Genomic DNA, 25,170 nt, shown 5'->3' on the forward strand with positions numbered 1-25,170 from the left:
AGGCCTCCTATGATTTATATTTTACCATAGAAGACCTTGCTGTTATTAGCTATTTACAGAAAAAGTTTCACACACTCTCCAAATATCTCAAACAGGATGCTCCTGAAATACAAAGATCTTCTCATAACAAACTTCCTTCTTTGTAAAACCATAATAATAGGCAGCGATTTCACTCGCTGCCTAAATTTCCGTTAAACCGATATCCTACACCGCGCACCGTTTGTATATATACCGGATGTCTAGGATCATCTTCTATCTTTTCTCTAATGTTGCAGATATGTCGCATAACAACATTGTAATCACCCGAATAGGGTTCATTCCAGATTATATCATATATTTGTTCTTTACTAAACACTCTTCCAGGACTTCGCATTAATAAATGCAAAATTTCAAACTCTGTAAAAGACAGATCTATTTTTTTCTGCTTTCGGAATAATTCTCTTGTGGCTAATAAAATAACAATATCTCCATAATGTATTTTCAATGGATTTATATTTTTTCATCACAATATATATTTCGTCCGGTTTTCAAAGCAGCAAGAACAGACTCTATCATTTCTTCTTCACTATCTTTAAACGATAATAATAATATTTTTCCTATGTTTTCACTCCCTCTAACAGATGTTTCTTCATCTAATTATAAACTTCTTTTCTGCGATATATAAAATAAATAACTGGAACAATCAATAATAGCAGAATGGAGTACGATATTATTAAAATAGGAACTGCGCAAAACACTTTTCCTCCGATTTCATACAAGTTAAAAAATTTAACTACCTGATTCATTTGAAGCATTTGATCTGGAAGAAGTCCCAAAATTTTATTTAATAATGGTAGACTTGTTCCTGATAAAAATGATGGAAGAAAAATCAAAATAAAAGGCACGATTACCGCTATTACTGATGAGTTTGTCTTCGCAGAAACCAACATAGTTAGAGATTGCATAAATAAACATCCCAGATATCCACCCAGAACTATCAAAATATATTCCTGAGCATTCGTGATATTATAAATACTCTTCCACCCACTCATACTAGACTGTATGGGACAATTTGCTCCGTCTACACCAAGAATTCCCAAAACAAGCATAGTGTATAACAACATAACCGCCCAGTAAATAGCCGTTATTATGATTGCTCCTGCTTTCACTTTTGCCCATACAGCCTTATTTCTGCCATAATAAGAAGAATAAAAAACTGCATTCGCTTTCAGCTGAAATTCACCTGAAAAAATACCTGCACAAAGGAAACCTAATACCAATGTCAAAATCATAATTATTGAGGGTGAATATTGAAATAAGTTTTTCCATCCCGCTTGATAATTATAATATAAAGGGGTTTTCATTTTTTCATACGCTCTTATTAAATAACTTTTTTCCTTTTCAGAAAACTGATCCTTTCCATCAGTTTCTAACCAATTTTTCAAATTTTTGATACGATTAGAATAAAAATCTACTGCTTCATCAGGAGAAAGAGAATCTGCCAGATAATAATTATAATCGTTAAACTCTCCATAATCACAATTTAGTAAATCCCTTATATCCATGAAACCCTGTCTTTGACTATATGCTATATCATTCTGTCTAAAATCATTCGACTTAGCTTCCGGTGTCTGTGAAATCCTGACATTTTCTTCAATAATTTTTCTAAGCACATCCTCTGTCAGTTCTCCTGACCATTCTTTTTTCAACTCACGAACCTTTAACATAGCCGATATTCCACTTTCCGCATCACCATTACGATTCACATATTTATTATCCCCGATGATAAAAGACAAGACTACTGAAATTACAATAAAAATAAATATCAGCGCAACCTTACTTCCTTTTTTTGAAAAAACTTTTTTTATTTCATAATACGTCATAATCATCACCTGTTTTCTCTCCGAAATAATATAAGAATATGTCCTCCAAAGTCATCGTTTCCTCTTTCGCATTATAGTGTGGAGATTTTTCAGACAAAATGCGTAATTCTATTCCATCCGAAAGTGTTTTCATATTTGAGACTTTAAACTGTTTTTGCCACATTTCAACTTCATTATTTGCAACTACACAACTCCATACTTTTACTGGTACTGACTGAATAATCTCTTCTTGTGTTCCTGAATGGCTAATCTTTCCATCTTTCATCAATAACACCTGGTTGGCAATGTATTCAATATCCGACACAATATGTGTTGATAATAGCACGAGACGATCCTGTGACAATTCACTGATCAGATTTCGAAAACGTATCCTTTCATTCGGATCCAGACCTGCAGTAGGCTCATCGAGGATCAAAATCTTTGGGTTATTTAGCATAGCTTGGGCAATCCCTGCACGGCGTTTCATTCCTCCAGACAATTTTTTCATTTTTCTATTCTGCATTTTAGCCAACCCAACCTGCCGCAGAAGTTCTGTTACACGCTTTCGTGCAATACTTGTTCGCATTCCTTTAATTGACGCAATATACATTAAATAATCATGAACCGAAAACTCCGGATAAAATCCAAATTCTTGAGGTAAATAACCAAGAATTCTCCTATATTCGCCATCCAATGCAAAAATATCTTTTCCATCACATAATATGCTTCCCGAAGTAGGTTTAATAAGTGTGCAGAGCATTCTCATCAGCGTTGTTTTTCCAGCACCGTTGACACCAAGAAGCCCATAAACTCCATTACTCATCGTCAGCGTGATATCATCAACTGCTTTAAATCCCTGAAATTCTTTTGTTAATTTTTTCAATTCTAATTCCATAATCAAATTCCTCACATTTCTCTGATTACGACCGTTGTGTGATTTCTCGTAATTGACACCATAATAGTCTTATACACTTGCCCCATTACTCTCGTAATATCTTTCACTGCATTTCCATACTCGCCAAATACTGTAACACAAACATAAAACAGATAATATCATCATTCCACACCATATTGATGTAGATATATGCTCATAAATACTATCTTTGAGAACTACAAGCGTCCAAACAGCGATCCAAATCAGACAGGAAAATAATGTGGAAGATACATAATCATCTCCTTTACTGCAAAGTAATCGAAAACATATGCAGCATGTCACATTCATTGGCAAAATAAATTGTATTAAGATATCCATAAATGCAATCTGTAACACAAAAGTGCTGGTTATCAAAAACACACTCAATAGGCAAACATCTACCATGCCGAAGAGTAGCATTCGTGCGGCATATATATTCTTTATGGAAAAAAATGTTGCACCTTCTACTTCCATAGCCCCATTGCTTCTATTTTTCCAGAGTTCCGGAAGTATCAATATTACAAAACTCGGTGCCAAAATCCCCATGCAGCGCCTTGTATAAATACTACTGTCTGATAAGAACATTGTCATCCAAAGGATTAGTAATACTGCCCCTTGAGCAAACCACCAGTGCTTCTGTATATACGAAGCTTGCTGATATAAAAATTCTAACCATGACATATTTCTTTCGATTTCTCCATCCCAATATGCTTCTTTCGATTTTATAATGGTCTGTTGTAATTTTTTCTCATCTATATTTCTATCCTTCTGATTTTTTGCATACGCATGCAATTTTTCATCAACTGTCATCATCATTTCTTATCCCCCAGATAAACACTCAACAATTCTTTTGCTTTTCCTATCCTATATTTTACAAGAGGAAGTCCTATGCCAATAATATCTGCTACTTCTTTTAATTTCAAATCCTGAAAATAATGTAGAATAACTACTTCCTGCAAATCTTCTGGAAGTTTTTTTATTGATTCTTCTATATCTATTTTATTCTCAATTACAGCAATTGGATTTTCCCCCTTATCTGGTAACGCTTCCATCACAATATCTCTTTTTTTCTTATAACTATCCCGACATAAATTTCGAGCAATCACATACAAATAATTAGCAGTCTTTCCCAAATGATGATACGACCTAAATGATCGAAAAAAGTGTTCAAATGTTGCTTGAGTAATATCTTCTGCATCACAGTCTGTGTATGTATGTAATCGACAATAATTCCGTATAGTTGAATAGTATTTTTTTACGAATACCTCTATAGCTTCTTCATCACCATTTTTCATTTTGTGAATCAAAAGAAAATCTGCATCCACTTCTTTCCTCCTTTTTCTACTGAAAGCACTTTCTATTATATATAACGAATAAATTGTACAAAAAGATAGTCAAAAATATTTTTCTTGCTTTTTATTACATCATTAATTACACTGCTCTTTTACATACTCGCTTTATTTTACTATGATGCATTGTGAAATTTAAAAGTCAATAATAAAATTTATGATATTAATAATATGTGCCAGTTTCTTAATCGGATTGGCTACTTTCTCCAATTTAAATAAATTCTATCTAACACTAATTCACACAAAATATTCTCTATTTTTTATAATTATCTTCCAAATCCACTTTATAATCTTCCAGATCCATAAGAAAAATCTCATAGCCTTCATCACTCATGCAGAACAGCTTTCTTATGGTATTGCAGACCAGCCCGATCATATCCGCATCCCCCTTCAGAAATGGAATGATATTGTCGATAGCTTCCATCGTATCATTTCGGTTGCCTTTATCAAACATTGCGGTCACTAAGCATTCATCTGTATCAAAGTTCATTGCCAGATTCATCATAATTCTACATTCCCCTTCTTATGTGCTTTGGATTTTTCAGTTGCCATTTCTTTCTGCTCCTGTGCTTTTGCTCTTGCCTGGAACTCTTTTAACGACTGCAGCACGGATTTTTTCAGTTCCCCTTTTCCACCCTTTGCAGGCTCTTTGTTTTGTTCCCGGTTCGGTTCTACTGATACGGATTCTTTCTTGAATGGTGTTTCTGAAACTTTCTGTTTCACTTCCACGGTCTGTTCTGCCTCCTGCACTTTTCCATGTTTCTCATTCAGATACTTTTCCATGTCATTGATTGCTTTCTGTACCAATGGGCTTTCCTTATAATGTGGAATCATATCAATCAGATCCCTGTCTATCCTGTCTCCACTCATGAGTCGATATTCCCCGGAATAATCTTCATCACCATCTTGCAGATCAAATCCGATTCCTTTAATCCCATGCAGTCTCTCTGCTGGGATACTCTCATATATTTTAATGGCTTCTTCTAAAGTGAGGTTATTATGGTACTCTCCCATGACCGGAAACTCCATGCACTCTGCGACATAAAAACTGATCGTGGCTTCTGGCTGTTCCTGCTCTGGCTGTTTGTCAAAGATAGAAAATCTCTCTGCGTCCTCCAAACGGGAAAGTAAAGAACGGGCAGTTATAACATCGCTGTCTATATCGGATTCTTCAGATACTTCAACCAGCCAGTCCTTTAAACACCCTGTTTTCTTATTCAGAATGTCCTCTGTGATTTTCTTCACCTGTTCTTCCCTGTTCTCAACGATATCTTTATACTCGTAAGTGTCATATTCATAGCTGAAATTATCTAAATCCACCGCCAGCTTTTCGATTTCCTTCTGATCAAGATAGGCTTCTGACTCTTTCATATATTCTGCCAGAGTGATTCTTTCTTCTGCGATAGGATTGATGTCCACCTTAATACCTGCCATTGCTATACCATGAGCATTTAATTCATTGAAGAAACTGTCCTCCCGGATATTGCCACGATAAGAAAGCACCACATCAAGGTCAGAATCATCTCTGTAAAGTTCCTCTCTGCTTCTGGAACCATGCACCCTTGCTGCAAGCAGCTCTACTTCATTTTCTAATCCCATATCTTCCAGAATACCCTGTGCGTGATACAAGACACCCCGTTCCACTTCTGCCCTGCTAAGACCATTTAATGCTGCTTCATCTCTTCCAATCTCAGAAGTCGCACGAAGCTCACCTGCCTGTAGTAAATCCTTTGAATGTTGGATGGTCATTGCCTCAAATTCTTTATAGTCCACTTTGACACATTCCATATCATCCATTCTTTCACTTTTTAAGATTTCATAAGTAGCTTTCTGAACAGATACTTTGGGATCGTCATAATCATTGGAATGGATTTCGTGCAGGTCAGAATCATAAAAAATATAAAAATAGCCTTCTTCCGTTGCCTGTACGGTCAGATACCCTTTGCTCTTGGTAAACTGCATTACAATTCCCTCACAGGTATCCACTGCTCTTTCCCTGTCATAATCCTCAAAAATACTTGATGGACAATTCTTTAATAACTGTGCCAGCTGCATCTGCCGTTCGCCTGCTTCTTCCACTTCTGCCATCAAATCCTCATAGTCAACGGGAACGGCATTTTCCAGGGACATATCCTCATCTTCAAGAATATCTTCCATTGCCTGACGCATAGAAATATCAGGATTATCATAGGCACCGCCGTCGATCTCATCATAATCCAAAGCATAAAAGGTATAATCATAGCCTTCCTCTGTTCTCTGGATTGCAAAATACCTATCGTCAATCTTATATGCCAGTTCATCCGGCTCCAGTTCCGGCATAAGTCCCTCTACAGAAATCCCTTTCTCCTGCAGATATTCTGAAATAGCTTCCAATGCTCCTGCATCATACCCATTCCAGAGATCTTCTGCAATAAGCTGACCATGTTCCGATACGATAATCCCTGCCACATCTGAACCATACTCATCATGTTCCATGAAGAAAAACTTCTCCCCTGCATACTCTCTTTCATCCACCGTATGCCAGGTTCCCGCATGTCCATCTGCTTCAAATCCTCTGGTATCTGCTGTAATGGTAACTTCCGCTTCATCTAACGCCTGTTCAATCTTCTGCATCCGGATCTCTGCCCTTGCCATATCAATAAAACCATCTAACACTGCTGGATGGCTTTCTATCACATAATCCTGATTCAGATTCTTCCCCTGATTGATATTTTCCGGGATTTCGATATGTTCTGCCCAGTCTTTGTTCTGCCTGGAAAATCTGCCGTCATAAGAAAGTTCCCGGAGCGTATTTGCCATAACAAACGTCATACGTTCTTCTCCAAACTGCTCTAACACTTGCGTTGCGGCATCTTCCTCTAAATGCAATCCGTCAAATTTTAATGCGATCGCTTCCTCGATTGCTTTCTTACAATCAATGTTTAACTTTCTGGAATCCAGATAGGCATCTACATCCCTTTCTTCCATTGCCTGAGCAAGTGTTCCTTTATAGACTGGGGGATAGGCTCTGGTATGATTATTTTCCAGCATCTCCATTCTCTGCTGTACAAAGTCCGGAAGTTCCTCAAAGCCGAAAGAATCCACATAATAAGCCTTTGTCTCCGCCGTCCGGTTTATAACTATGACGTCGCTTACCGATAAGGAATGTCCATGAAAATCGTTCGGGCGGTTGATATTAAATCTCTCAAAAATATCCTCTAATGTAATCGTTGGTGTCCACGGAGCCGCATACACCATCCTGTAGTCTTTCCCCTCAATGGTATAGCCTAATTTTTTAGCCGATTCAAACCCCATAAACTGATAAGTATGCTCTCCGCCCGTATCCATCTGATAGATTGCAAAACGACCGCTTTCTCCATGAAAAAGCAAAGTTTCATCAATCATTTCCGCACTGTCCTGTTCCAGTTTTTCTTGTCTGGTGGCAGATGCTTCTTTTTCTTCATATTGCATGGTATTTTCTCTTTCCAGCTCATGCATCTGCTCCTCAATGTTCCCAATGATCTCTGCAGATGTTTTTCGGATGGTATCCATTGATGCTTTCAACGCCTTCATATCCCTGCTCTCGCACCAGCTGGCGATATAGGTAAACGAATATTCTGAAGTATCCAGACCAAAATGGTTGCAGACTATGTAAGCAATACTTTCTGCTTCCACTTCCTTTGTTGTCTGGTCTTTTAAGACTCCTTCCGCATCCATTACTTCCCGGTCATGCAGCAATGCGTGGCTCACTTCATGGACTCCGGTTTTCATCGTCTGTACATTACTCATATCTTCCTTTATCGCAATATATTTTTCTGTCTGGTGATAATAGCCTTTTGCTTCCCCTTCCACATTCATCATGCGGATCGGCACCGGAGAAATATTCTGCAATGCCTGCATGAACGTATCATAAAACTGTACACTTCCGGTAAGCTCCGGCACCTCCAGTTCTGCGATCGGTTCCCCCTCTGTCTGGCTGACATCAAACACTGTCGCTACACGGAATCTCGGTATCACCATCTCCACAATCTCTGTTTCCGGCTGTCCATCATCCCCGATCACAGGCTCTTTTGTTACCGGGTCGATCTTTTCAATCTCCTGTTTCTCCCGTATCGGTGCCGGTGCGATGATCTGGATTCCTTTCTCTCCACGTTTTACATGACGGTTAAATTTCTTCTGCCATGCCTGATAGCCTGCCACCAGTGTTGCTTCCGGTTTCTGCATGGTGATCAGCAGCGTGTTATTAAAGCTGTAATTGTGGAACTTTGACATGGTATTCAGATATTCGGTATATCTCTCCGAAGTAAAGATTTCCTTTACTCCCTGTTCTAGCCGTTCCGATATTTCTTTTAACTGTTTTTCTATATTATTTGCCATAAACAAACCCTCCATTTTATGTCCCCGCCAGAGAAAACTCTGACGGGAAATCTTTTATAACTCCTGTTCGTGTTTTTTCTTTGCAGCTTTCTGTACAGGTGGCTGTTCCGCTGTATTCTGCTGTGCCTTCTCCTGCTTTAAGCGTTCCAGAATAGATGGCTTATGGATTCTGTCTGCTGTTTCCGGAAGTTCTTTTTCTTCTACAGCATCCCTGCTGTCTGTGCTACTTCCTTCTCTGCCAATATCCTCATCTGCCATAATCGTCTCATTGCCCTTTTCATCCATGTTCAGCAGGGCATTTAACTCGGATAACCGTTCCATCTTTTCATTCAGTTCTGTTTCTTTCGGGAACGGCTTCTTTACCTCTTCCTGTGCAGTAGCAAGCTGCTGTTGTACGGTTTCTAACTTCTGCTCACTTTCCGTCAGCTTCCTGTCAATGGAAGAAAGGGTGTTATGTATACGCTGCATATTTCCTACCGGGTCTTTTCCAATCTCCAGCTTATAAGAACATTTTCCTTTGACCGTCAGTTCAAACGCATTGGAGAACATATTGTAGGAAGCAGATAATGTGAACCCATGATATTCCCCGACCTTTCCGCCGGTGCTAACGGTTTTTAGTCCTGCACAGGCAGCGATCAATGCCTCGCCTGCTTCTTTCTTATCTTCATAAAGGACATTTCCTACTGTCATGGCAAACGTGTCATTATCCTGTAAATCCACGCTTTTTACTACCTGGGAATCTATCTGCATCCCGGCAATCCGCTCTTTCAATGCACTAATCTGTACCGGGAAATTCTTTGCAATATCGGATTCCAGACGGTAAATCTGACTGGTATGGTTTGCCTTTAAGAGTTTTAGCTTACTCACCTGCACATCCAGATCCATTTTTTCCTTAATGTACGGATTGCCTGTAGCAAGTGCCTTGATTTCCGCATAGGACAGTGCCGTATCATCCACATCTTCACAAGCTCTGACCGGGGATTTACTGGTCATGATCTGGCTGATGAACTTCTGCTTATTCTCCAAAATCTGCCACATATACGCATCAAAAGTGTTCTCCGTCACATACCGGAATATCTTTACTTTGTCATTCTGGTTTCCCTGTCTTAAGATACGTCCTTCCTGCTGTTCCAGATCAGACGGTTTCCACGGACAGTCAAGGTGATGGAGGGCAATGAGCCTGTCCTGTACGTTGGTACCAGCACCGAGTTTTGGAGTGGAACCCATGAGGATTCTCACCTGTCCGGTCCGTACCTTTGCAAACAGTTCCGCTTTCTTTGCCTCCGTGTTGTATTCATGGATAAAAGCAATCTCTTCTTTCGGGATTCCTTTTTCTGTCAGTTTGTTCCGGACATCATCATATACGTTGAAAGTCCCGTCTCCTTTTGGTGTGGACAGGTCACAGAAGATCAGCTGGGTTGTCCGGTCTGCTTTTCCTTCCTCCCATACCTGGAAAGCATTTTCCACACAGGTATTGACCTTGCTTTTTTCGGCATCCGGAAGGAGTTCATTCAAAAGCCTTTGGTCTAACGCACACTTTCTTCCATCGTTGGTGATCTTGAGCATGTTGTCCACCGTTGGATTCACAAGACCGCCTCTTACACTTTCGGCACGCTCTGAAAAAGCACTGACCATTTCCTGCTGTTCTTCACTTGGCTTCAAGACTTCATTGATAAACTCTGCTTCCGGCACTGGAAGGTTCAGCATATCCGAAGTCTGAATATCTGCAGCTTCCTTAAAAATGGAAATCAGCTCCGGAAGATTAAAAAAACGGGCAAACCGTGTTTTTGCACGATAGCCCGTTCCTTCGGGAACGAGTTTGTCAAGATGATTTTTGTAAGTTTTCTAAATTCAAATATTTATCCGCTGAAAAATCTCCTAACATCTCGTGTCTGCATAGCTCTTGAAACACCGTATTCAAAGGCTTCTTCGCACTTTCCGATTGCTTCACATTTACAATAAAAGTTGTTTTGCCTATTCGTGTTGTATAAGATAAAGTATTCTCTTTCATATAATCATTTTCTCCTTTTCATAAATTGATTGTGGGGCATTCCGTTTGGAACACCCCACAAATACAGCCTGTTTCATCGGAACATATCAAGAAGTCATTAAGTCGTGAGTATAATGGAAAAGGTTATCTTTCCATACCTCGCTTGCTCTTTCGTGCCTTGATACGCTCCTGTCTTTCTTTTTCCCTTGCTTCTTTTTCGGCTCGTTCCTGTGCTTCCTTAAAAGAAAAAAGTTGCTTCACTTTCTCGGTAAAAAGTTTGGCAACTTCGGGGAAATGCTCCAACGCTTCAAGAAAAGGTCTGCACTTTTCTTTCAGTTCGTTGTATTTGGTTTTCATTCTTTCCAGTGCGTTTGCACTGTCCATATATTTCTGTCGGTAATAACTTGCACTCTGCTCCAAGTTCTTAATTTCCCCACGACTGGTAATACCCTCTTTGGCAAGGGCAGTCAGTTGGGAATAATCTTCTTTGGAGATTGCCATTTTGCCTGTGATTGTTTTCTGTCCCATACTGTCAATCTCGTTTAAGGTTTTGGAGATATGACGGGCAGGCTCATACTTAACCTGTTCCTTTTGAATACGCTTCTGCAACTTCTCCAATCGCTCTTTGTCCTGTTGGGTTTGATATTGCAGGGAAGTCAAATGCTCGGCTGTACTTCCGTATTCGCCACGCTGAAAGCCTTTGAACCCTTGTTCCGTCATATAGTTAAACAGCTCATCTTGCAGTATGCTGTACGAAGCACGAAACATCGGCTTACCATTCTTCCTTAACAACGGATTTCCTTTTTCATCGGTCATTGGAATATCCGATTTCCATTTCTTTGAATGGCTTATCTGATTGACTACTTCCTTAACTGTTCCTCGCAACTTTTCGTCTTTACAACGCTTGCTCCATAGGATTTCTTTCTCCACCACAGGCAGAACCATAGCGTGAAGATGATAATGGTAAATCTCTTTTCCAAGTTCCTCGCTTGCTGCCACATTGATTTCATCAGCGTGCATTACTGCCGATATAACATTGTCAGCACCGAATTTTTCTTCAATGAAATGGTAGGCTTCTTCATAAAACTGTTTTGCGTATTCATAACCACCATTACGCTCGAAGTACATCGTGTTCACATCAATCACAATCTCATCAAACAGCGTTGCGTCTTTCCTCAACCCACGAAGCGACACCTGACCGTCTGTTTCCATCTGCTTTAACTGTTCCATATAGGTCGGGGCAGTCGGCTTTTTGAAATGCACATTAAAAGGTATTCGTTCCGCAATCACATTCATATTTTCATAGGTTTCATTCTTGCGTTCGTTGTGCCTTTCCGCCTTGCTCACATCAGAAGCGGCATACTGTTTTACCCTTGCACAACTCATATCCGCCTTGTTGTTTTTTGCCATTTTCGTTCTCCTTTCTCGGCAGGGCGAAGCCATTACACAACATTCTTTGAATGTGTGTAACCCACTATGACACTTTCAGACTTCGTCTGCAAAGATGTCGTGGGCAAGGGTGTTCCCCCTTGACCTCCTTTTGATACCTCAATCATAAAAACAGACTGTCCCACCATCAGACAGCCTGCTTTCATTCTCTCGGTATATCGCCCATCGGCAAAGACCAGTACCACAGAAAGCCTTTCTTTTTGGAGATAACTCCTGCTTTCTTCTTTGCCTTTTTGATGGTCGATTTCTTGAACCCTGCGGCTTCAAGTCTTTCTTCGCAATCCGAAGAAAGCATTTCTCCGTCTTTCAGCATTTCTAAAAGAAATTCTTTCGCCTTGATTTCCTTGTCGTTCGGTCTGCCCATTTTAGGGGCAAGGGACTGGAACGCTTCTTCTGCTGTCATTTCCATTTCAGAAATAAAGTCCACGCCTTTCTCGGCAACCTCAAAAAGAATTGCCGAGCCTGTCGGGGCAAGGTTAGATTTCACTTGCACCATATATCTTTCTGCTGGTGCTTCTTTGTTCGGTGTGCGAGTGATCGCAAGAATACTTCTTGCAGCACCCGCAATATCAATAGAACCGTTGGTACGATAAAGAGGGTTGGTATCTCTCATCTTGTTCATATGAGCGATAATCACAATGGCACAGCCAGTATTCTTCGCAACCGCAATCAGATGATTAAACTCTGCTCGTGTTTCGTTGGCGTTATTCATTGAACAGCTCTCTCCGATATAGGAACTCATCGGGTCAAGAATTAAAAGTTTTGCGTGATACTTTTCGATTGCTTCAGCAATACGGTTATCTCCAAAGGATAAAGATTTTTCATCTTCTTTGATGAAGATAAGATTTTCTCCGTTCCCACCGGCAGAGTTAAAACGGGGGACTACCGTATCGTCTGCATCATCTTCCGTTGTCTGATAGATGACTGTCATAGGCTCTGTTTCTTCTTCGGTAAAGGGGAGAGGTTCTCCCTTTGAGAGCAGGGCGGCTATGGAAAGCATTAACTTGCTTTTCCCATCGCCAGGATCGCCCTGCAAGAGCGTAACCTTGCCGAACGGAATATACGGATACCACAGCCATTTCACTTCTTTCGGTTCAATCTCACTTGCCTTGATAACTTCAAGAGGTACATTTACATTCATTTCATTTTCCATCTGCTTCATCTTTCTTCGTTCTCCTTTTCGATAAATACTTAGGGCAAAGCACCACAATACAGCGGAAACTCTGCTTACAATCATTACTACATTTTCTGCAAGGTTCGTTGTAGGTAATGCGATTTCTTTCATTCAGAAACAATGCCCACTCTTGTTTCCGCTTCTTGCTCATTCTCGGCATATCAATCCACCTTTCCGTCTGAAAATAAAAAAACACAGGAAAGATACTTGCTGCCCTGTTCCTGTCATTTTTCGGGGCGAAAATCGGGCAAAATTGCCTTTCTAAGCCTTTCTAAAAATCACACAAGGTATTTGTACTAACCTGTGGTTATGTATGAAATTGTAGGGTTTGGGGCAACAAAAAACACCGTATTTCTACGATGTTTTCTGCGTTCTAATAGATTGTTGATTATCTGCGTAAAACTGAAAGTTTCACTTTTATTATTGTTTCTTGTTTGAAACTATACTGCCGATTACCTGAACAATTAGAGCCATTCCTAAACCAACTACGCCGCCTGCTAAAATAATCATAATAATTTCATCATAATTAAATCGGTTTGCAGCAAAAGACCATATTCCTGCTATGGTTGCAAATATTAAAACAAACCCTAAGTACAACGTCTTAACAGTCTTTCTATTCGTTGTTGATACTGGTTCTATTCCTTTAAGAATATAATCCGTTGTGACTTCAAAAAGTTCGCTCATAGCGATTACTTTTTCTAAATCGGGTGTGCTTTGTTCACTTTCCCATTTTGATACAGCCTGTCTTGATACACCAACCTTATCAGCAAGTTCCTCCTGCGAATATCCTTTTTGTTTTCGTAAATATTGTATTCTGTCTGCTATATTCATTGTCAGTTCTCCTTTCCTTTTGACAAAATCATAGCATTTTTTATAGTTGCATTACCACCACCTATGCTTGGAAATGTGTCAACCAACGGTTTCAATCAAGTTTTTCAGTTCAAAAATGTATTAAAAAATTCGGAAAATTCAAAGTTTCCTTTGCTTAAAAAATCCCTTTATTGTATTTAATTTGTCCATACAACATAAAGCCTAATCCGACAATAACTGCTGGAAGAATAATAAATCCCATAATCTCTTCACTCCAAAATGAAACTATAAAACCTAACACCAAAGATATTCCGATAATCAGTGTTCCTGTTCCAACGGCTTTTCCATACTTTGGTATATCTTCTTCTTTTACTTTTCGCCTATTGTAAGAATGAATTGTACTGATATTGCCTTTGATATTTACAATTCCCATAACAGATATGAACACTCCTAAAATCAACAACATAATGTTCTCCATAATTACCTCCTAAAAATAGAACAGTTCTTCAAATTTCTTGTCTAAAGCAATACATAAAATCAATGCCAACTTTGCTGTTGGGTTGAACTGTCCAGTTTCAATAGAACTAATGGTATTTCTTGAAACTCCTACCATTTCTGCAAGCTGTGTTTGAGAAAGATTTGCCGCTGTACGAACTTCCTTTAAGTGATTTTTCAAATGTAATTGCTCTTTCATATGCTCACCTCTAAAATTTGGCGAACAAATCCAACAAATGCCAAAACGGAAAGAATGAAAAACATAATGGTCAATAGCAAATCACTCCTTCGTTTCATTTTGATAAAGCGAACTAACCATTGTGTCGCAAGAATACTGAAATATATAACCCAAGGACTGTAAATCATAGTATGGGCAAGCATAGAAGATAGCAAAGAAAGCAGACAACACACCAAAGCCCCCACTCTACTTGCGTGACTTCCTGCTCGATATATCATTTCCATTTCAGCCAAGTCTTTATTTTGATGTTCTTTTCTACTTGCGTTTAAGATTTCTTCCTTTTTCATAAGAATACCTCCGTTCCAAGTTTTCTTTGCACACCTTAATTATACTCATACCAAGTTTTCTTGTCAATAGCGTTCATACAAAAGTTACAACCATATATAAGGGAATGGCATATCAGATACGGGGTTTATACCTGTTTGCGTTATACTTTTCTACCACTTCCATTACACTCACGACTTAATAACTTCTTGAATACTTGCCGAAAAAGAAAACTGCCATCCGTTAAGACAGCAGTTCCTTTTCGGTTGGTATGCTATTAGGAATACACAATATCGTTCAATACAATCTCGTCTACACAGGCTCCGATATTATTCATCAATCCGACCCATTTCATCATATCCTCTGCTTTCAGTTGTTCCGTTACACCTTGTTTTCTTGCCATTTCCTTTATCAGATACTTCGCCATATTACACGCCGAAGTATCAATTTCAGCAAGGTGTTCATATAACTTTCCGCTTGTAAGCAGATTGCAATATAAGACTTTCCTATGCTCCCTCAAATATCTTTCCCTCATTCTTCCGTATTTTGTGAGCGTAGGCGGTTCTTCGTTTTCTATCGTCAAGCAGGGATAGTAATAATCTCCGATGAGTTCGTACTGGATACCAGTTCTTTCGTCTGTAATAAATCTTTGCATTCTGATTTCTCCTTCTGCTTCTTGTGATAAAATTCCAAAGACTTCTCGTTATGGTTTATCTTTTGACATTCTTCGGAACAGAATTTCTGCTGACTGTGTGTAGGCCAGTAGGTACTGCCACACACAGCACAGACACGCTGACGATAATAATGATTTCCTTTTTCAGCTTCTCTGTCGGCTTTTGTCTTGTCCTGCCTTGCCTGATAGCAACAATCTTTTGAACAGAATATCTGTCGGTTACTTGTAGGCACAAACTCTTTTTGACAGTGAGGACATATCTTTGTCTTGACGATTTCTCCACCGTTTTCAGCGAGTTTTTTCGCCTTTCGCTTCTCTCGGTAGGCTTTTTCACGCTCACGCTGTTTTGCCAAGCGTTCCATCTCAATCTGTTCTTCCTGTGCCTTTATTTCAGCAAGTTCTTCTTCTGTATAGGCAATATCGACCTGCCCGACATAGTTGAAGTAAATATCAACCTTTTGTGTCCTTGCTTTTCCCACACCCTCTGCTTCATAAACCACAATCTTGTCAATGAGTTCAGCAAACATCAAATCGGAAATTTCTGTCGGCTCTTTGCACTTGCGAATTAAAGAAATGAAATGCTTAATATCAACAGCATTTACTTTTTCTTCGGTAAGTTCCTTTTCCATTTCCTCAATCTTCGTTTCCAGCTCAGCCTGTTCGTCATCGTACTGCTTCATCAGTTGCTTATACTGTCTTTCGGGCAGTAATCCCGAAACAAGATTTTCATACAAGCCACGAATAAGTTTAGACAATTCATCGTATCGCTTCTGAAAACGGTGCAATTCCGATTTATTGTGCTTTGGCTTTTCTGTCTGCTTTTCATTCCAAAGTGCTTGAAGTTCCTTTGCAAAGGCTTCTTCGTCATTCAGAACAAATCTTGATAATCGTTTGACAGCCGATAATATCAAGGCTTCAACATTATCAGCACTAATTGAATGGGCAGAGCAGGAGTTTACTTTGCTTGCATATCCGCCGCAACGGTAAGAATACTGCACCGAACGGTCTTTTTTACTGTAATGCGTTTGCAGGGTCATTCTTCTGCCACAATCCGCACAGTACAGATAACCGCTTAAACGGTTGCTATGCGTTCCTCTTGCCGCTGTCCTGTTCGCTCGTTTCTTTCGCTTCTGAACGCTGTCCCAAAGTTCCTGCGAGATGATAGGCTCGTGCGTATTATAAAATACATACTGTTCATCTTCATCGGTATTCTTTCTTTTGTGCAGTTTGAAATTGGTGCTGACCGATTTACGCAAAACAGTATGACCGAGATATTCCTGTCTGCTTAAAATCGCTCTTATGGTTGACATTCCCCAAAGATACGGGTCTGAAAACTTTGTTCCGTTATACTGTTCGGGGTGATATTCCTTTGCGTGTGCAGCCGGAATTAAAACCTTTTCTTCGGTAAGCAATTCAGCGATTGCTCTCGGACTTTTGCCCTCGTTGGCAAGCAAAAAGATACGCTTTACCACCGCAGAAGCCACAGGGTCAACGACAAGCGTTTGTTTGTCGGTTGCTAATCGGTTATATCCATAGGGAATTGAACCGCTACAACGCTTTCCGTCTTTCATACGGGCGTCAAACACAGCCTTGATTTTATTGCTTGTGTCTTTTGCGTACCATTCGTTCATTATATTCAAAAACGGAGCAAAGTCATTATCCGAAGCATTGTTGCTGTCAATACTGTTGTTTATCGCAAGAAAACGGACATCTTTCTGCGGAAACAGAACTTCCGTATAAAAACCGACTTGCAGATAGTTTCGCCCTAATCGGCTCATATCCTTAACAATAATCGTTGCGACATTTCCTGCTTCTACTTCCTTAATCAACTCCTGAAAACTCGGGCGATTGAAATTCACACCCGAAAAACCATCGTCAGTAAAATGGCGAATATTCGTGAACCCATTTCTGCGAGCATAATCTTCCAAGTATTTCTTTTGGTTGGTTATTGAATTTGACTCACCATTGAGGTCATCATCTCTTGATAAACGCTCATAGAGTGCTGTAATCTTTGAAGTCCTTGACATTCTCTTATCCTCCTTTCTTTATGTAATCTGATTTAGCATTACAGGAATTACTCCCTCTGCTAATAGGAGAAAATAGGGGTACAAAGCGGAACTGTTTTTCAAAAAAATCAAAAAAATTTTTGAAGTTCTGAAACCGACTTTGATAACCTATTTTCAATTTAGGAACGCATTATTTATCGTCCTACTAAAGTATAGCCCTCCGGTGATAATTCGATTGCGGTTACTGTCTCTCCGAACGTTGCCGCCCAGGAATCAAAGTGTCCCATACCCATACGCATGAGTGTGTCATACTGGAGATAACGCATGATAGTGTAAAGCTCAGTCATACTGTTCGATATAGGAGTACCTGTAGCAAAGGTGATACCTCTGCCGCCTGTCAGTTCATCCATGTAACGGCATTTCATAAACATATCCGAACTTTTCTGTGCATCCGTCTGTGAGATACCCGCCACATTTCTCATCTTTGTATATAAGAAAAGATTTTTAAATGAATGGCTTTCATCCACAAACAGCCGGTCTACGCCTAACTGCTCAAAGGTTACTACATCATCCTTTCTGGTCTGGTCATTGAGTTTCTTCATCCTCGCCTGCAGACTCTTCTTTGTTTTTTCCAACTGCTTGATGGTATAATTCTGTCCTGCCTGATGTGCCGCTTCTTCAATGGAGAACGTAATATCTGCGATCTGATCTTCCAGCATGGCAATCTGCCGTTCCCTTGAAAGAGGGATTTTCTCAAACTGCGTATGTCCAATGATCACGGCATCATAATCCCCTGTTGCAATACGGGAACAGAAACGTTTTCGGTTTGCCGGCTCAAAGTCCTTCTTCGTTGCCACCAGGATATTTGCTCCCGGATAGAGACGTAGGAAATCACTGCCCCACTGCTCGGTCAGATGATTTGGAACGACATAAAGATTCTTCTGTGAGAGTCCCAGCCGTTTTGATTCCATACCGGCTGCGATCATCTGGAACGTCTTCCCTGCTCCTACGCAATGAGCCAGTAACGTATTATTTCCATACAGCACATGAGCCACTGCATTTTTCTGGTGCGGCATCAGGGTGATCTCCGGGTTCATGCCGACAAACTGAATATGGCTTCCATCATATTCCCGTGGACGGATGCTGTTAAATCGTTCATTATAGATCTTACAGAGATCTTCCCGTCGGTGCAGGTCTTTAAATATCCACTCCTTAAATTCCTCCTTGATCAGCTCCTGCTTCTGCTGTGCCAGCATCGTTTCCTTCCGGTTTAATTCCCGGTGTTCCCCCTCGGCATCCTGTACCGTGTCATAAATCTTGGTATCTCTAAGGTTTAAGGCATCTTCCAAAAGGCGGTAGGCATTGGCTCTCTGCGTTCCATATGTGGAAGTAACAAGAGCATTTCCGTAACTGTCCACATTCTTTCCCATAACATTCCATTGTCCGGTCACTTCGGCATACTGGACTTTGACCTTGCTCCCTACATAATATCTTGGTATATGGAATGTCTCTGCCATAAACCGTGTAATGTAATCCTCAGAGATCCAGGTTGCTCCAAGTCTTGCCTCAATCTCTGATGCATCCAGATCTTTTGGCTGTACCTGCTCCAAATACTGCACGTTCACCTGATATTCCGGGTGATCTTCTGCAAACTGTTTTGCGATCTGCAGTTTCTCCCTCACATTTCCAGAAAGATATTCGTCCGACGGCTCCCATTTTTCACCGATCGGATTCTTAAAGATCACCCCTGCCAGTTCTTCTGTAAGCTCCTCTTCTGTTTTCCCTGAAAGCTGTGCCATATAGGAAAGGTCAACGCCTGCCCTCTCACCAATGCAAACCGCAAGTGCTTCACTGGCAGTATCCACGGAAGTTACCGTTTCTGCCCTGCGGATCGTCCTTTTGGTAAAAATATCCGCTTTCCGTTTCAGTTCTCCCTTATCATCCAGAAATTCCAGAGAAGTCAAAAGACAATAGCTGCTGTCCTGACTGAATGCCCTCTTATTGGCATTGCTGCTGATAAGACCATATTTTGCTGTAAAGATATCATATTCTTCATTGAGTTTTTCCTGCAGCTTTGTGATCTGCTCATCGCTTCCCTCTTCCATCTGACACCGGATCAGTTCATTCGTAACATCACGGATCTTCACCATCCCTTTGACACGTTCCGCTGTCATTGCCGGAAGCTCCATGCGGTTCATCACAGAATTTTCCCGGTAATAGACTTCCTCATTCACTACGGTAAAACTGAAATTCTTTACATCCGGGTCTGCCGGGATAGAGACAACATCCTCTTCTAACTCTGTATCCGAAAGTTCCAGTTCCGTGATCGTGCCATGGATATTCTGGACGGCTTCCTTTAATTGTTCTTCTAAGGTAATGCCTTCTTTTGGTTTTACAGTCACTTCCTGCTTTCCGTACTGGGTACTTTCTGTAGTAAAATCACCAAGCACCATTTCCGGATGCTCTGCAAAATAAGCATTGACCGAATAGCCTTCCGGTGTTTCCTTTAGATTTAACCATTCCGGTTCCTCAATGGATGCCCTGTCCCTTTTCTGGAAAAACAAAATATCAGAAACAACGCTGGTATTGGCATTTCTCTGGAACGCATTATTCGGTAATCGGATGGCTCCAAGCAGTTCTGCCCGGTTTGCGATATACTGTCTCACTGCTGGGTTCTGCTTATCCATCGTTCCACTGGAAGTTACCACTGCAACTACGCCGCCCGGACGGACCAGATCAAGGGATTTTGCAATAAAATAATCATGGATCATAAAATGATGCCGGTCATATCTGCGGTCACTGACCTGATACGCTCCAAACGGAACATTGCCTATCACACAGTCAAAAAAGCTGTCCGGATAACTGGTTTCCTCAAATCCCTGCACGGCAATCTTGTTTTTCTGGTAAAGCTGTTTTGCGATCCTGCCCGAAACCGGGTCAAGTTCTACACCGTACATATTGGCTTTGCTCATACTCTCAGGGATTAGTCCCATAAAGTTACCGACACCACAGGACGGTTCCAAAATATTTCCCTGTTTCAGTCCCATATTTTCCAGTGCTTCATACATACTTCGGATCACGGTTGGGGACGTATAAAAAGCATTTAAGGTCGATGCCCTTGCTGCACTGTATTCTTCTGGTGATAAGGTATTCTTTAACTCCAGATACTCATTCGCCCAGCTGCTGTTATTTTCCTCAAATGCCTGTGGGATACCACCCCAGCCAACATAACGGGATAAGATTTCCTGTTCTTCGGGTGTTGCCAGACGTTCTTCTTTCTCTAAAGTCTGTAACAAATGGATGGCTTCCATATTTGCCTTATACTTTGCCTTCGGACCGCCTGCCCCAAGGTCATTATCCTGAATACGGAAGTTGTGTGGTTCTAACACAGCTTTTTCCTGTTCCTGACTTTCCGGAATATCTTCTTTGGCAGTAACCTCTTCCTCTTCTATTTCCTCTACATCTGACATATCTACTACGGTCGGTTCTGTTACCGACTTAGTATCTAAGAAATCAAACATGGTCATCTGATGACCAGACGGTCCCGCAAAGGATGGTTCTGCTTCCGGTGTTGGGAATATTGTGTAAGTCCCCTCTACATACTGATGAAGTTCCGAAAGAAGTTCTGTTTTCTGCTGATAGTTTGTCCCATATGCTTCAAAATCCAATGGCAGAGCTGCCAATGCCGCATCCATCTTCTGTAACAGTTCCTCTGTCTGCTCTGTTCCTTCCAACACTGCCATAAATTCTGCTCTCGACACATCCCCAAAAAAGTCATTGGTAAATGGTCTGTCTATTCCTTCCGGAAGACGAGCATAAAAACTAAGTATCTTATTCGCCATCTGTTCCCGTTCATACTCCGACATATGGACATAATCTTCTGCCTGCAGGAACTGGTCGTTCTTTATCAGATAGGATATTCTATTGGCAACTTTCTTCCAAGATAATGAAATTGAAGTATATGGACTATTATCATCACCTCTTGCAAGAAGCAGTCCTTTCCTATCATAATTTACATAAAACTCATCTACATCAGGCAGTGCATGAATCCTTTTATTGGTTCCATACTTTTCTTTAATAAAATCCGTTCTGGATTTTTCATTTTCATTTAACAAATAAAAAGAATAAGTTTTGAGCCTATCTTTTGAATAAGGGCCACCCCTTGCGAGAAAAGCATCTATCTCATCCTGGGTAATGAACATCTGATGTTCTTTCCATGCAAACCCATCTCTTGCCTGATAAGGGATGACCTCCGCAGCAAACTTCTGAAACTGCTTTGAGATATTTATCGGATTATAGTGATGGAAACGCATAAGAGAGCTGTCCATTTCATAGGCTTCTGCCAGTGCATCCAGTCTCTCATTCAGTTCCGAAAGCCACTGGGGATCTTCTATTTTTTCTTCTAAATAATCCGTGATCTCTGGATAAATACTGCGAAGATGTGGTAAGTCCTCTTCGTCAAAGACAATCTCCGCTACTCCTTCTGCCATATCCCCTTTCATATAGGCAAGAGCCTGGGCGTGTTCTTTTACTTCATTACTTCTTGCCGCATCCAATACAGACTGTGGTGCATATTCACCCTGGTCTAAAAGCTGATGGATACGTCCGCTGACATCCTCCCATGATAAAAATGCCTTATCTAAGATATGGTCTGTAACCGTATGCCCCACTGCGATCTGCATCCCAGTTTCATCAAACCAGACTGAATATTCATTTCCATCAATCTGAAAGCCTTTTCCACCTTTACGGTATTCACGCTTTACAAACTCCGTATATTCCTCCGGTGTCTGTTCGCTCATGAAATTATAGATGATCCGGAGCTGGCTGGCTTTCCGGTTTCCTCCTGTCCGTAAGATCTCATCAACAACTTCCTCTGGAATCGGGATTTCTCCGGCATAAAGGGCAGCTGCCCTTTCCTCGATCTGCCGTCTTTGTTCATTTGCGGTTGGATATTCGGGCAAAGATAAAGCAGAGGCGATCTCTTCCTCTGCTTTACTCAATCCATCTTCTCTTGTATCTTCGACTAACTGTATACCAATTCCGTCAAGATGCTCTCTTCCGCTGTTGCCATCAGTGCGTTCATGTGTGCTGTCCATGCCATCGGATCTGCTTCCTTGTCCGGTGCCGGATTCTTCTCCAGTAATTTCTCCATCTGGCTGTCCATTCTCTCCTGTGCTGCTTTCTCGATCTGTTCCAGATGGCTGTTCAGCTTCCCGGTCAGGAACAGGCTCTGATAAAGGCTGTTCTTGTGTTCCTTCAGAAATGTCCTCCGCAGCATCCCGTATTTCCCGATCGTCACTTCTTCCTCTTCGACGGTCAGATTCGGAAACAGGTAATCTCCCTTGCGATGATATGTCAGTTCCATAATCGGTTCCTCCTTCATTTTCAATATTTTCTTCTTTTTTCGTTTCTGCATCCCGGTTTTTAGTTTCACGCATTAACGTGGTAAAGTTATTATAATTCCTTTCCTTTGAAATTTCAACCTCTTTTCTCGCTTCTTCCAGAGAAATTTTATGTACAATTCTTCCAATATCGATCAGAATACTCTCACTGAGCTGACTCACTGCATTTCCAAGGAATGTAAGGGCAGACAGATGGTTGTAATCTGTGATGTGCATGAAATCCTCTTCTTCCAGAAGTTCCATTGGCTCAAGCCCACATCGTCTGGAAAGCATATAGTAAACACTGTCTGTTACCAGCTGACGGAAATCACTGCGGATCGTCACCTCATCCAAATCTTCCAGATAAGTATTTTCTACTGCATATTCCAATCCATCCAGATATTCTTCCAGATTGTCACTGACCATCTCCCTTGCGACCGCCATCAATGCGTCCTGCAAGGTTGCCGTATCCTTTTCTTCCAGACCATAGACCTCTTCCAGATGCGTAAGGATCTCTTCTCTCTGGTGTTCCTGCATCTGCCACAGATACGGGCTTCTGCCTCCGGCTACCATGTGGGTGTCCGAAATATCAAACACATAACGAAGTTTGGTGTTCTGCCAGGTTTCATCAAACAGGGCAATTCCTCTTGCACCACGATTTACCCAGCGTAACATCTTTTCATTCCATAGTTCCAGTGATGCACAGGCTGTTGCGTCTGGACGCTGTGCATGGATCAGAAGCTGGTCTGAAAAAGAATACCGATATAACCTTGATGCTGTGTCCATATAATCCATCCAATCCCCTGGCGAACTGCTCACTGATACGGCATGTTCCTGTATCAAGTTTCGGATGTCCTGTAGTTTAGACATTTAACTTCCCTCCTGTCAATAAAAAACAGCCTACTCTTTTTAGAATTGGCTGCATAAAATGTACTTTACTTTTCGGAGAGAAAATGCTATATTCTAATTGAAAAGAGTAACCGCCCACAAGGTGGATGCTCCTGGATTAGGTTTTAATTTATTTTGCTCTCAAAGAGAGCTGCCTATCCTGTTGGCAGACAGGGTAGGCTATTTTTTTCGCTTGTTGTCCCTATTATCCAAATAGGCAAGCAAAGCAATCAGAAACGTACCGCCTAAGAACAATAAGCTCAAGACTTCGTATGTATCCATTCGCTCCACCTCCCTTCTTCTGTATCCCTTAACGGGATCTGAAAATCCAGGAGGTTTTTACCAACCCTGTACACGGTTACTCCAGTAATATTCTAACAGGTAACTCTCCGCAAAGCAATTCCTTTTTACTTCATACGGTTTTATATTCTGTTTTTCTCTTATCCTCTGGCCAATGCAGTTTCCATTCCAGATATTCCTCTTCTGTGATTCTTCCATCGCCCAGTTTCTGCTTTTTCCCCATCCATTCCTGCAGATAAGACATTGTTTTTTTATCCCTTATTGTGATTCCAACTGTTTCACTTTCTGAATCATTTAGCAGGAACAGATGAAAAAGCCCTCTATTTTCTTCATCCATCCAGAATAAAGTTTCCATTAATTCGTCCATTGTCGCAATTCCAGGACTTAAAAAATTCCGGACATCAACTTCCAATATTTCTGCTATCCGGATAAGCGTTTCCTGCTTCGGTGTACGCTGTCCACTTTCATATTGGGCGATTCTCACATCCGCACTACTTTCCCCATATCCTAACCTGCGTCCCAATTCCTTTTGAGTTATGTTGCGAAACATACGGATTTTTCTTATTCTTGCTCCTAATTTCAATTTCTTCTCCTTTTCAAAATGGGGCTGTGCAGTAACCACAGCCCCAGAACACTATTTATATTATCATTTGCGTTTTCTCTTAACTGTCACTACAGTTCCCAGACATCCTGCTGATACTGCAAGCGCCAGCACAAAAATAGCAATATTTGTATTATCTCCTGTTTTTGGTGAATTGGATACAGAAGTCGCATCAGAACCATGGGAAACAGGAGTGCTGACTCCCTGGTTTTCTGATGTTTCCGGAGTGTCTTTTTCCGGAGCTTTCTTATTTGTCAGATCTAGAGTATATTCAATCACAGGAGTACGGTCATTGACATATTCAAACTGAATCTTATGCTCGGTTTCATCAAGCTGATAGCCATCCAGTGTTTTTGTTTCTTTCAGGATATATGTGATTGCTTTTTTATACTGCCCATTCTTAAAAGTCGCAATCGGATAATTCTTTGATTCTGCATGGCCG

The 25,170-nt window shown here is 40.8% G+C and carries 23 protein-coding genes and 1 pseudogene; all 24 read right to left on the reverse strand.

What is annotated here, in order from left to right; all coding sequences use genetic code 11:
• Positions 1 to 169: 169 nt before the first annotated feature.
• Positions 170 to 555: pseudogene (locus AB5026_RS15335) on the reverse strand (winged helix-turn-helix domain-containing protein).
• Positions 556 to 632: 77 nt separating this feature from the next.
• Positions 633 to 1,862, reverse strand: coding sequence for an ABC transporter permease subunit (locus AB5026_RS15340; RefSeq protein ID WP_233435751.1), 1,230 nt, complete (start codon positions 1,860 to 1,862; stop codon positions 633 to 635).
• Positions 1,849 to 2,736, reverse strand: a complete 888-nt coding sequence (locus tag AB5026_RS15345; RefSeq protein ID WP_118012906.1) for an ABC transporter ATP-binding protein — start codon at positions 2,734 to 2,736, stop codon at positions 1,849 to 1,851. Before AB5026_RS15345 ends, AB5026_RS15340 begins: the two co-directional genes overlap by 14 nt.
• A gap of 69 nt (positions 2,737 to 2,805) precedes the next feature.
• Positions 2,806 to 3,570 carry a hypothetical protein gene (locus AB5026_RS15350; protein ID WP_118012907.1) on the reverse strand — a complete coding sequence of 255 codons (765 nt, stop codon included), beginning with the start codon at positions 3,568 to 3,570 and terminating at the stop codon, positions 2,806 to 2,808.
• Positions 3,567 to 4,079: an RNA polymerase sigma factor gene (locus AB5026_RS15355; RefSeq protein ID WP_021650349.1), complete on the reverse strand. Its 513-nt coding sequence runs from the start codon at positions 4,077 to 4,079 to the stop codon at positions 3,567 to 3,569. The genes AB5026_RS15350 and AB5026_RS15355 overlap by 4 nt, the downstream gene beginning before the upstream one ends.
• 277 nt (positions 4,080 to 4,356) lie before the next feature.
• The gene (locus tag AB5026_RS15360) at positions 4,357 to 4,608 is read right to left on the reverse strand and encodes a transposon-transfer assisting family protein (protein ID WP_117739739.1); all 252 of its coding nucleotides are present in this window, start codon (positions 4,606 to 4,608) and stop codon (positions 4,357 to 4,359) included.
• Entirely contained in the window at positions 4,605 to 8,459 is a 3,855-nt protein-coding gene (locus AB5026_RS15365) for a DUF3849 domain-containing protein (protein ID WP_347039642.1), read from the reverse strand. Before AB5026_RS15365 ends, AB5026_RS15360 begins: the two co-directional genes overlap by 4 nt.
• A gap of 54 nt (positions 8,460 to 8,513) precedes the next feature.
• A complete protein-coding gene (locus AB5026_RS15370) occupies positions 8,514 to 10,166 on the reverse strand; it encodes a helicase C-terminal domain-containing protein (RefSeq protein ID WP_278635669.1) in 1,653 nt (550 codons plus the stop codon).
• Positions 10,167 to 10,281: 115 nt separating this feature from the next.
• Positions 10,282 to 10,470: a transposon-encoded TnpW family protein gene (locus AB5026_RS15375; RefSeq protein ID WP_173757007.1), complete on the reverse strand. Its 189-nt coding sequence runs from the start codon at positions 10,468 to 10,470 to the stop codon at positions 10,282 to 10,284.
• Positions 10,471 to 10,593: 123 nt separating this feature from the next.
• On the reverse strand, positions 10,594 to 11,859 hold the full coding sequence (locus AB5026_RS15380; RefSeq protein WP_368213754.1) for a plasmid recombination protein: 1,266 nt from the start codon (positions 11,857 to 11,859) through the stop codon (positions 10,594 to 10,596).
• A gap of 181 nt (positions 11,860 to 12,040) precedes the next feature.
• Positions 12,041 to 13,060, reverse strand: a complete 1,020-nt coding sequence (locus AB5026_RS15385) for an AAA family ATPase (protein WP_243264070.1) — start codon at positions 13,058 to 13,060, stop codon at positions 12,041 to 12,043.
• Positions 13,041 to 13,232, reverse strand: coding sequence for a hypothetical protein (locus AB5026_RS15390; protein ID WP_243264069.1), 192 nt, complete (start codon positions 13,230 to 13,232; stop codon positions 13,041 to 13,043). The genes AB5026_RS15385 and AB5026_RS15390 overlap by 20 nt, the downstream gene beginning before the upstream one ends.
• Positions 13,233 to 13,492: 260 nt before the next feature.
• Complete coding sequence (locus AB5026_RS15395) at positions 13,493 to 13,903, reverse strand: helix-turn-helix domain-containing protein (protein WP_158365190.1); 411 nt, start codon at positions 13,901 to 13,903, stop codon at positions 13,493 to 13,495.
• Positions 13,904 to 14,057: 154 nt separating this feature from the next.
• Positions 14,058 to 14,360: a hypothetical protein gene (locus tag AB5026_RS15400; RefSeq protein WP_015533647.1), complete on the reverse strand. Its 303-nt coding sequence runs from the start codon at positions 14,358 to 14,360 to the stop codon at positions 14,058 to 14,060.
• Positions 14,361 to 14,369: 9 nt separating this feature from the next.
• Complete coding sequence (locus AB5026_RS15405; RefSeq protein WP_015533646.1) at positions 14,370 to 14,576, reverse strand: helix-turn-helix transcriptional regulator; 207 nt, start codon at positions 14,574 to 14,576, stop codon at positions 14,370 to 14,372.
• The gene (locus AB5026_RS15410) at positions 14,573 to 14,902 is read right to left on the reverse strand and encodes a DUF6442 family protein (protein ID WP_015533645.1); all 330 of its coding nucleotides are present in this window, start codon (positions 14,900 to 14,902) and stop codon (positions 14,573 to 14,575) included. The genes AB5026_RS15405 and AB5026_RS15410 overlap by 4 nt, the downstream gene beginning before the upstream one ends.
• A gap of 254 nt (positions 14,903 to 15,156) precedes the next feature.
• Positions 15,157 to 15,534 carry a TnpV protein gene (locus AB5026_RS15415; protein WP_278458803.1) on the reverse strand — a complete coding sequence of 126 codons (378 nt, stop codon included), beginning with the start codon at positions 15,532 to 15,534 and terminating at the stop codon, positions 15,157 to 15,159.
• Positions 15,459 to 17,579 (reverse strand): recombinase family protein, encoded by a 2,121-nt coding sequence (locus tag AB5026_RS15420; protein ID WP_368213756.1) that lies wholly within the window; start codon positions 17,577 to 17,579, stop codon positions 15,459 to 15,461. Before AB5026_RS15420 ends, AB5026_RS15415 begins: the two co-directional genes overlap by 76 nt.
• Positions 17,580 to 17,752: 173 nt before the next feature.
• On the reverse strand, positions 17,753 to 22,654 hold the full coding sequence (locus tag AB5026_RS15425) for an SNF2-related protein (RefSeq protein ID WP_368213757.1): 4,902 nt from the start codon (positions 22,652 to 22,654) through the stop codon (positions 17,753 to 17,755).
• The gene (locus AB5026_RS15430) at positions 22,582 to 22,974 is read right to left on the reverse strand and encodes a TnpV protein (RefSeq protein WP_317258977.1); all 393 of its coding nucleotides are present in this window, start codon (positions 22,972 to 22,974) and stop codon (positions 22,582 to 22,584) included. The genes AB5026_RS15425 and AB5026_RS15430 overlap by 73 nt, the downstream gene beginning before the upstream one ends.
• A gap of 380 nt (positions 22,975 to 23,354) precedes the next feature.
• Positions 23,355 to 23,483: a hypothetical protein gene (locus AB5026_RS15435; RefSeq protein WP_259893456.1), complete on the reverse strand. Its 129-nt coding sequence runs from the start codon at positions 23,481 to 23,483 to the stop codon at positions 23,355 to 23,357.
• A gap of 524 nt (positions 23,484 to 24,007) precedes the next feature.
• A complete protein-coding gene (locus AB5026_RS15440; RefSeq protein ID WP_015524590.1) occupies positions 24,008 to 24,109 on the reverse strand; it encodes a putative holin-like toxin in 102 nt (33 codons plus the stop codon).
• 130 nt (positions 24,110 to 24,239) lie between these two features.
• Positions 24,240 to 24,710 carry a helix-turn-helix domain-containing protein gene (locus AB5026_RS15445; protein ID WP_110925748.1) on the reverse strand — a complete coding sequence of 157 codons (471 nt, stop codon included), beginning with the start codon at positions 24,708 to 24,710 and terminating at the stop codon, positions 24,240 to 24,242.
• 63 nt (positions 24,711 to 24,773) lie between these two features.
• On the reverse strand, positions 24,774 to 25,170 hold a 397-nt coding region (locus AB5026_RS15450; protein ID WP_368213760.1), incomplete at its 5' end, for a SpaA isopeptide-forming pilin-related protein.

The organism is Blautia sp. RTP21359st1_E11_RTP21359_211015 (assembly GCF_040910705.1).
Classification (GTDB): Bacteria; Bacillota; Clostridia; order Lachnospirales; family Lachnospiraceae; genus Blautia_A; species Blautia_A fusiformis.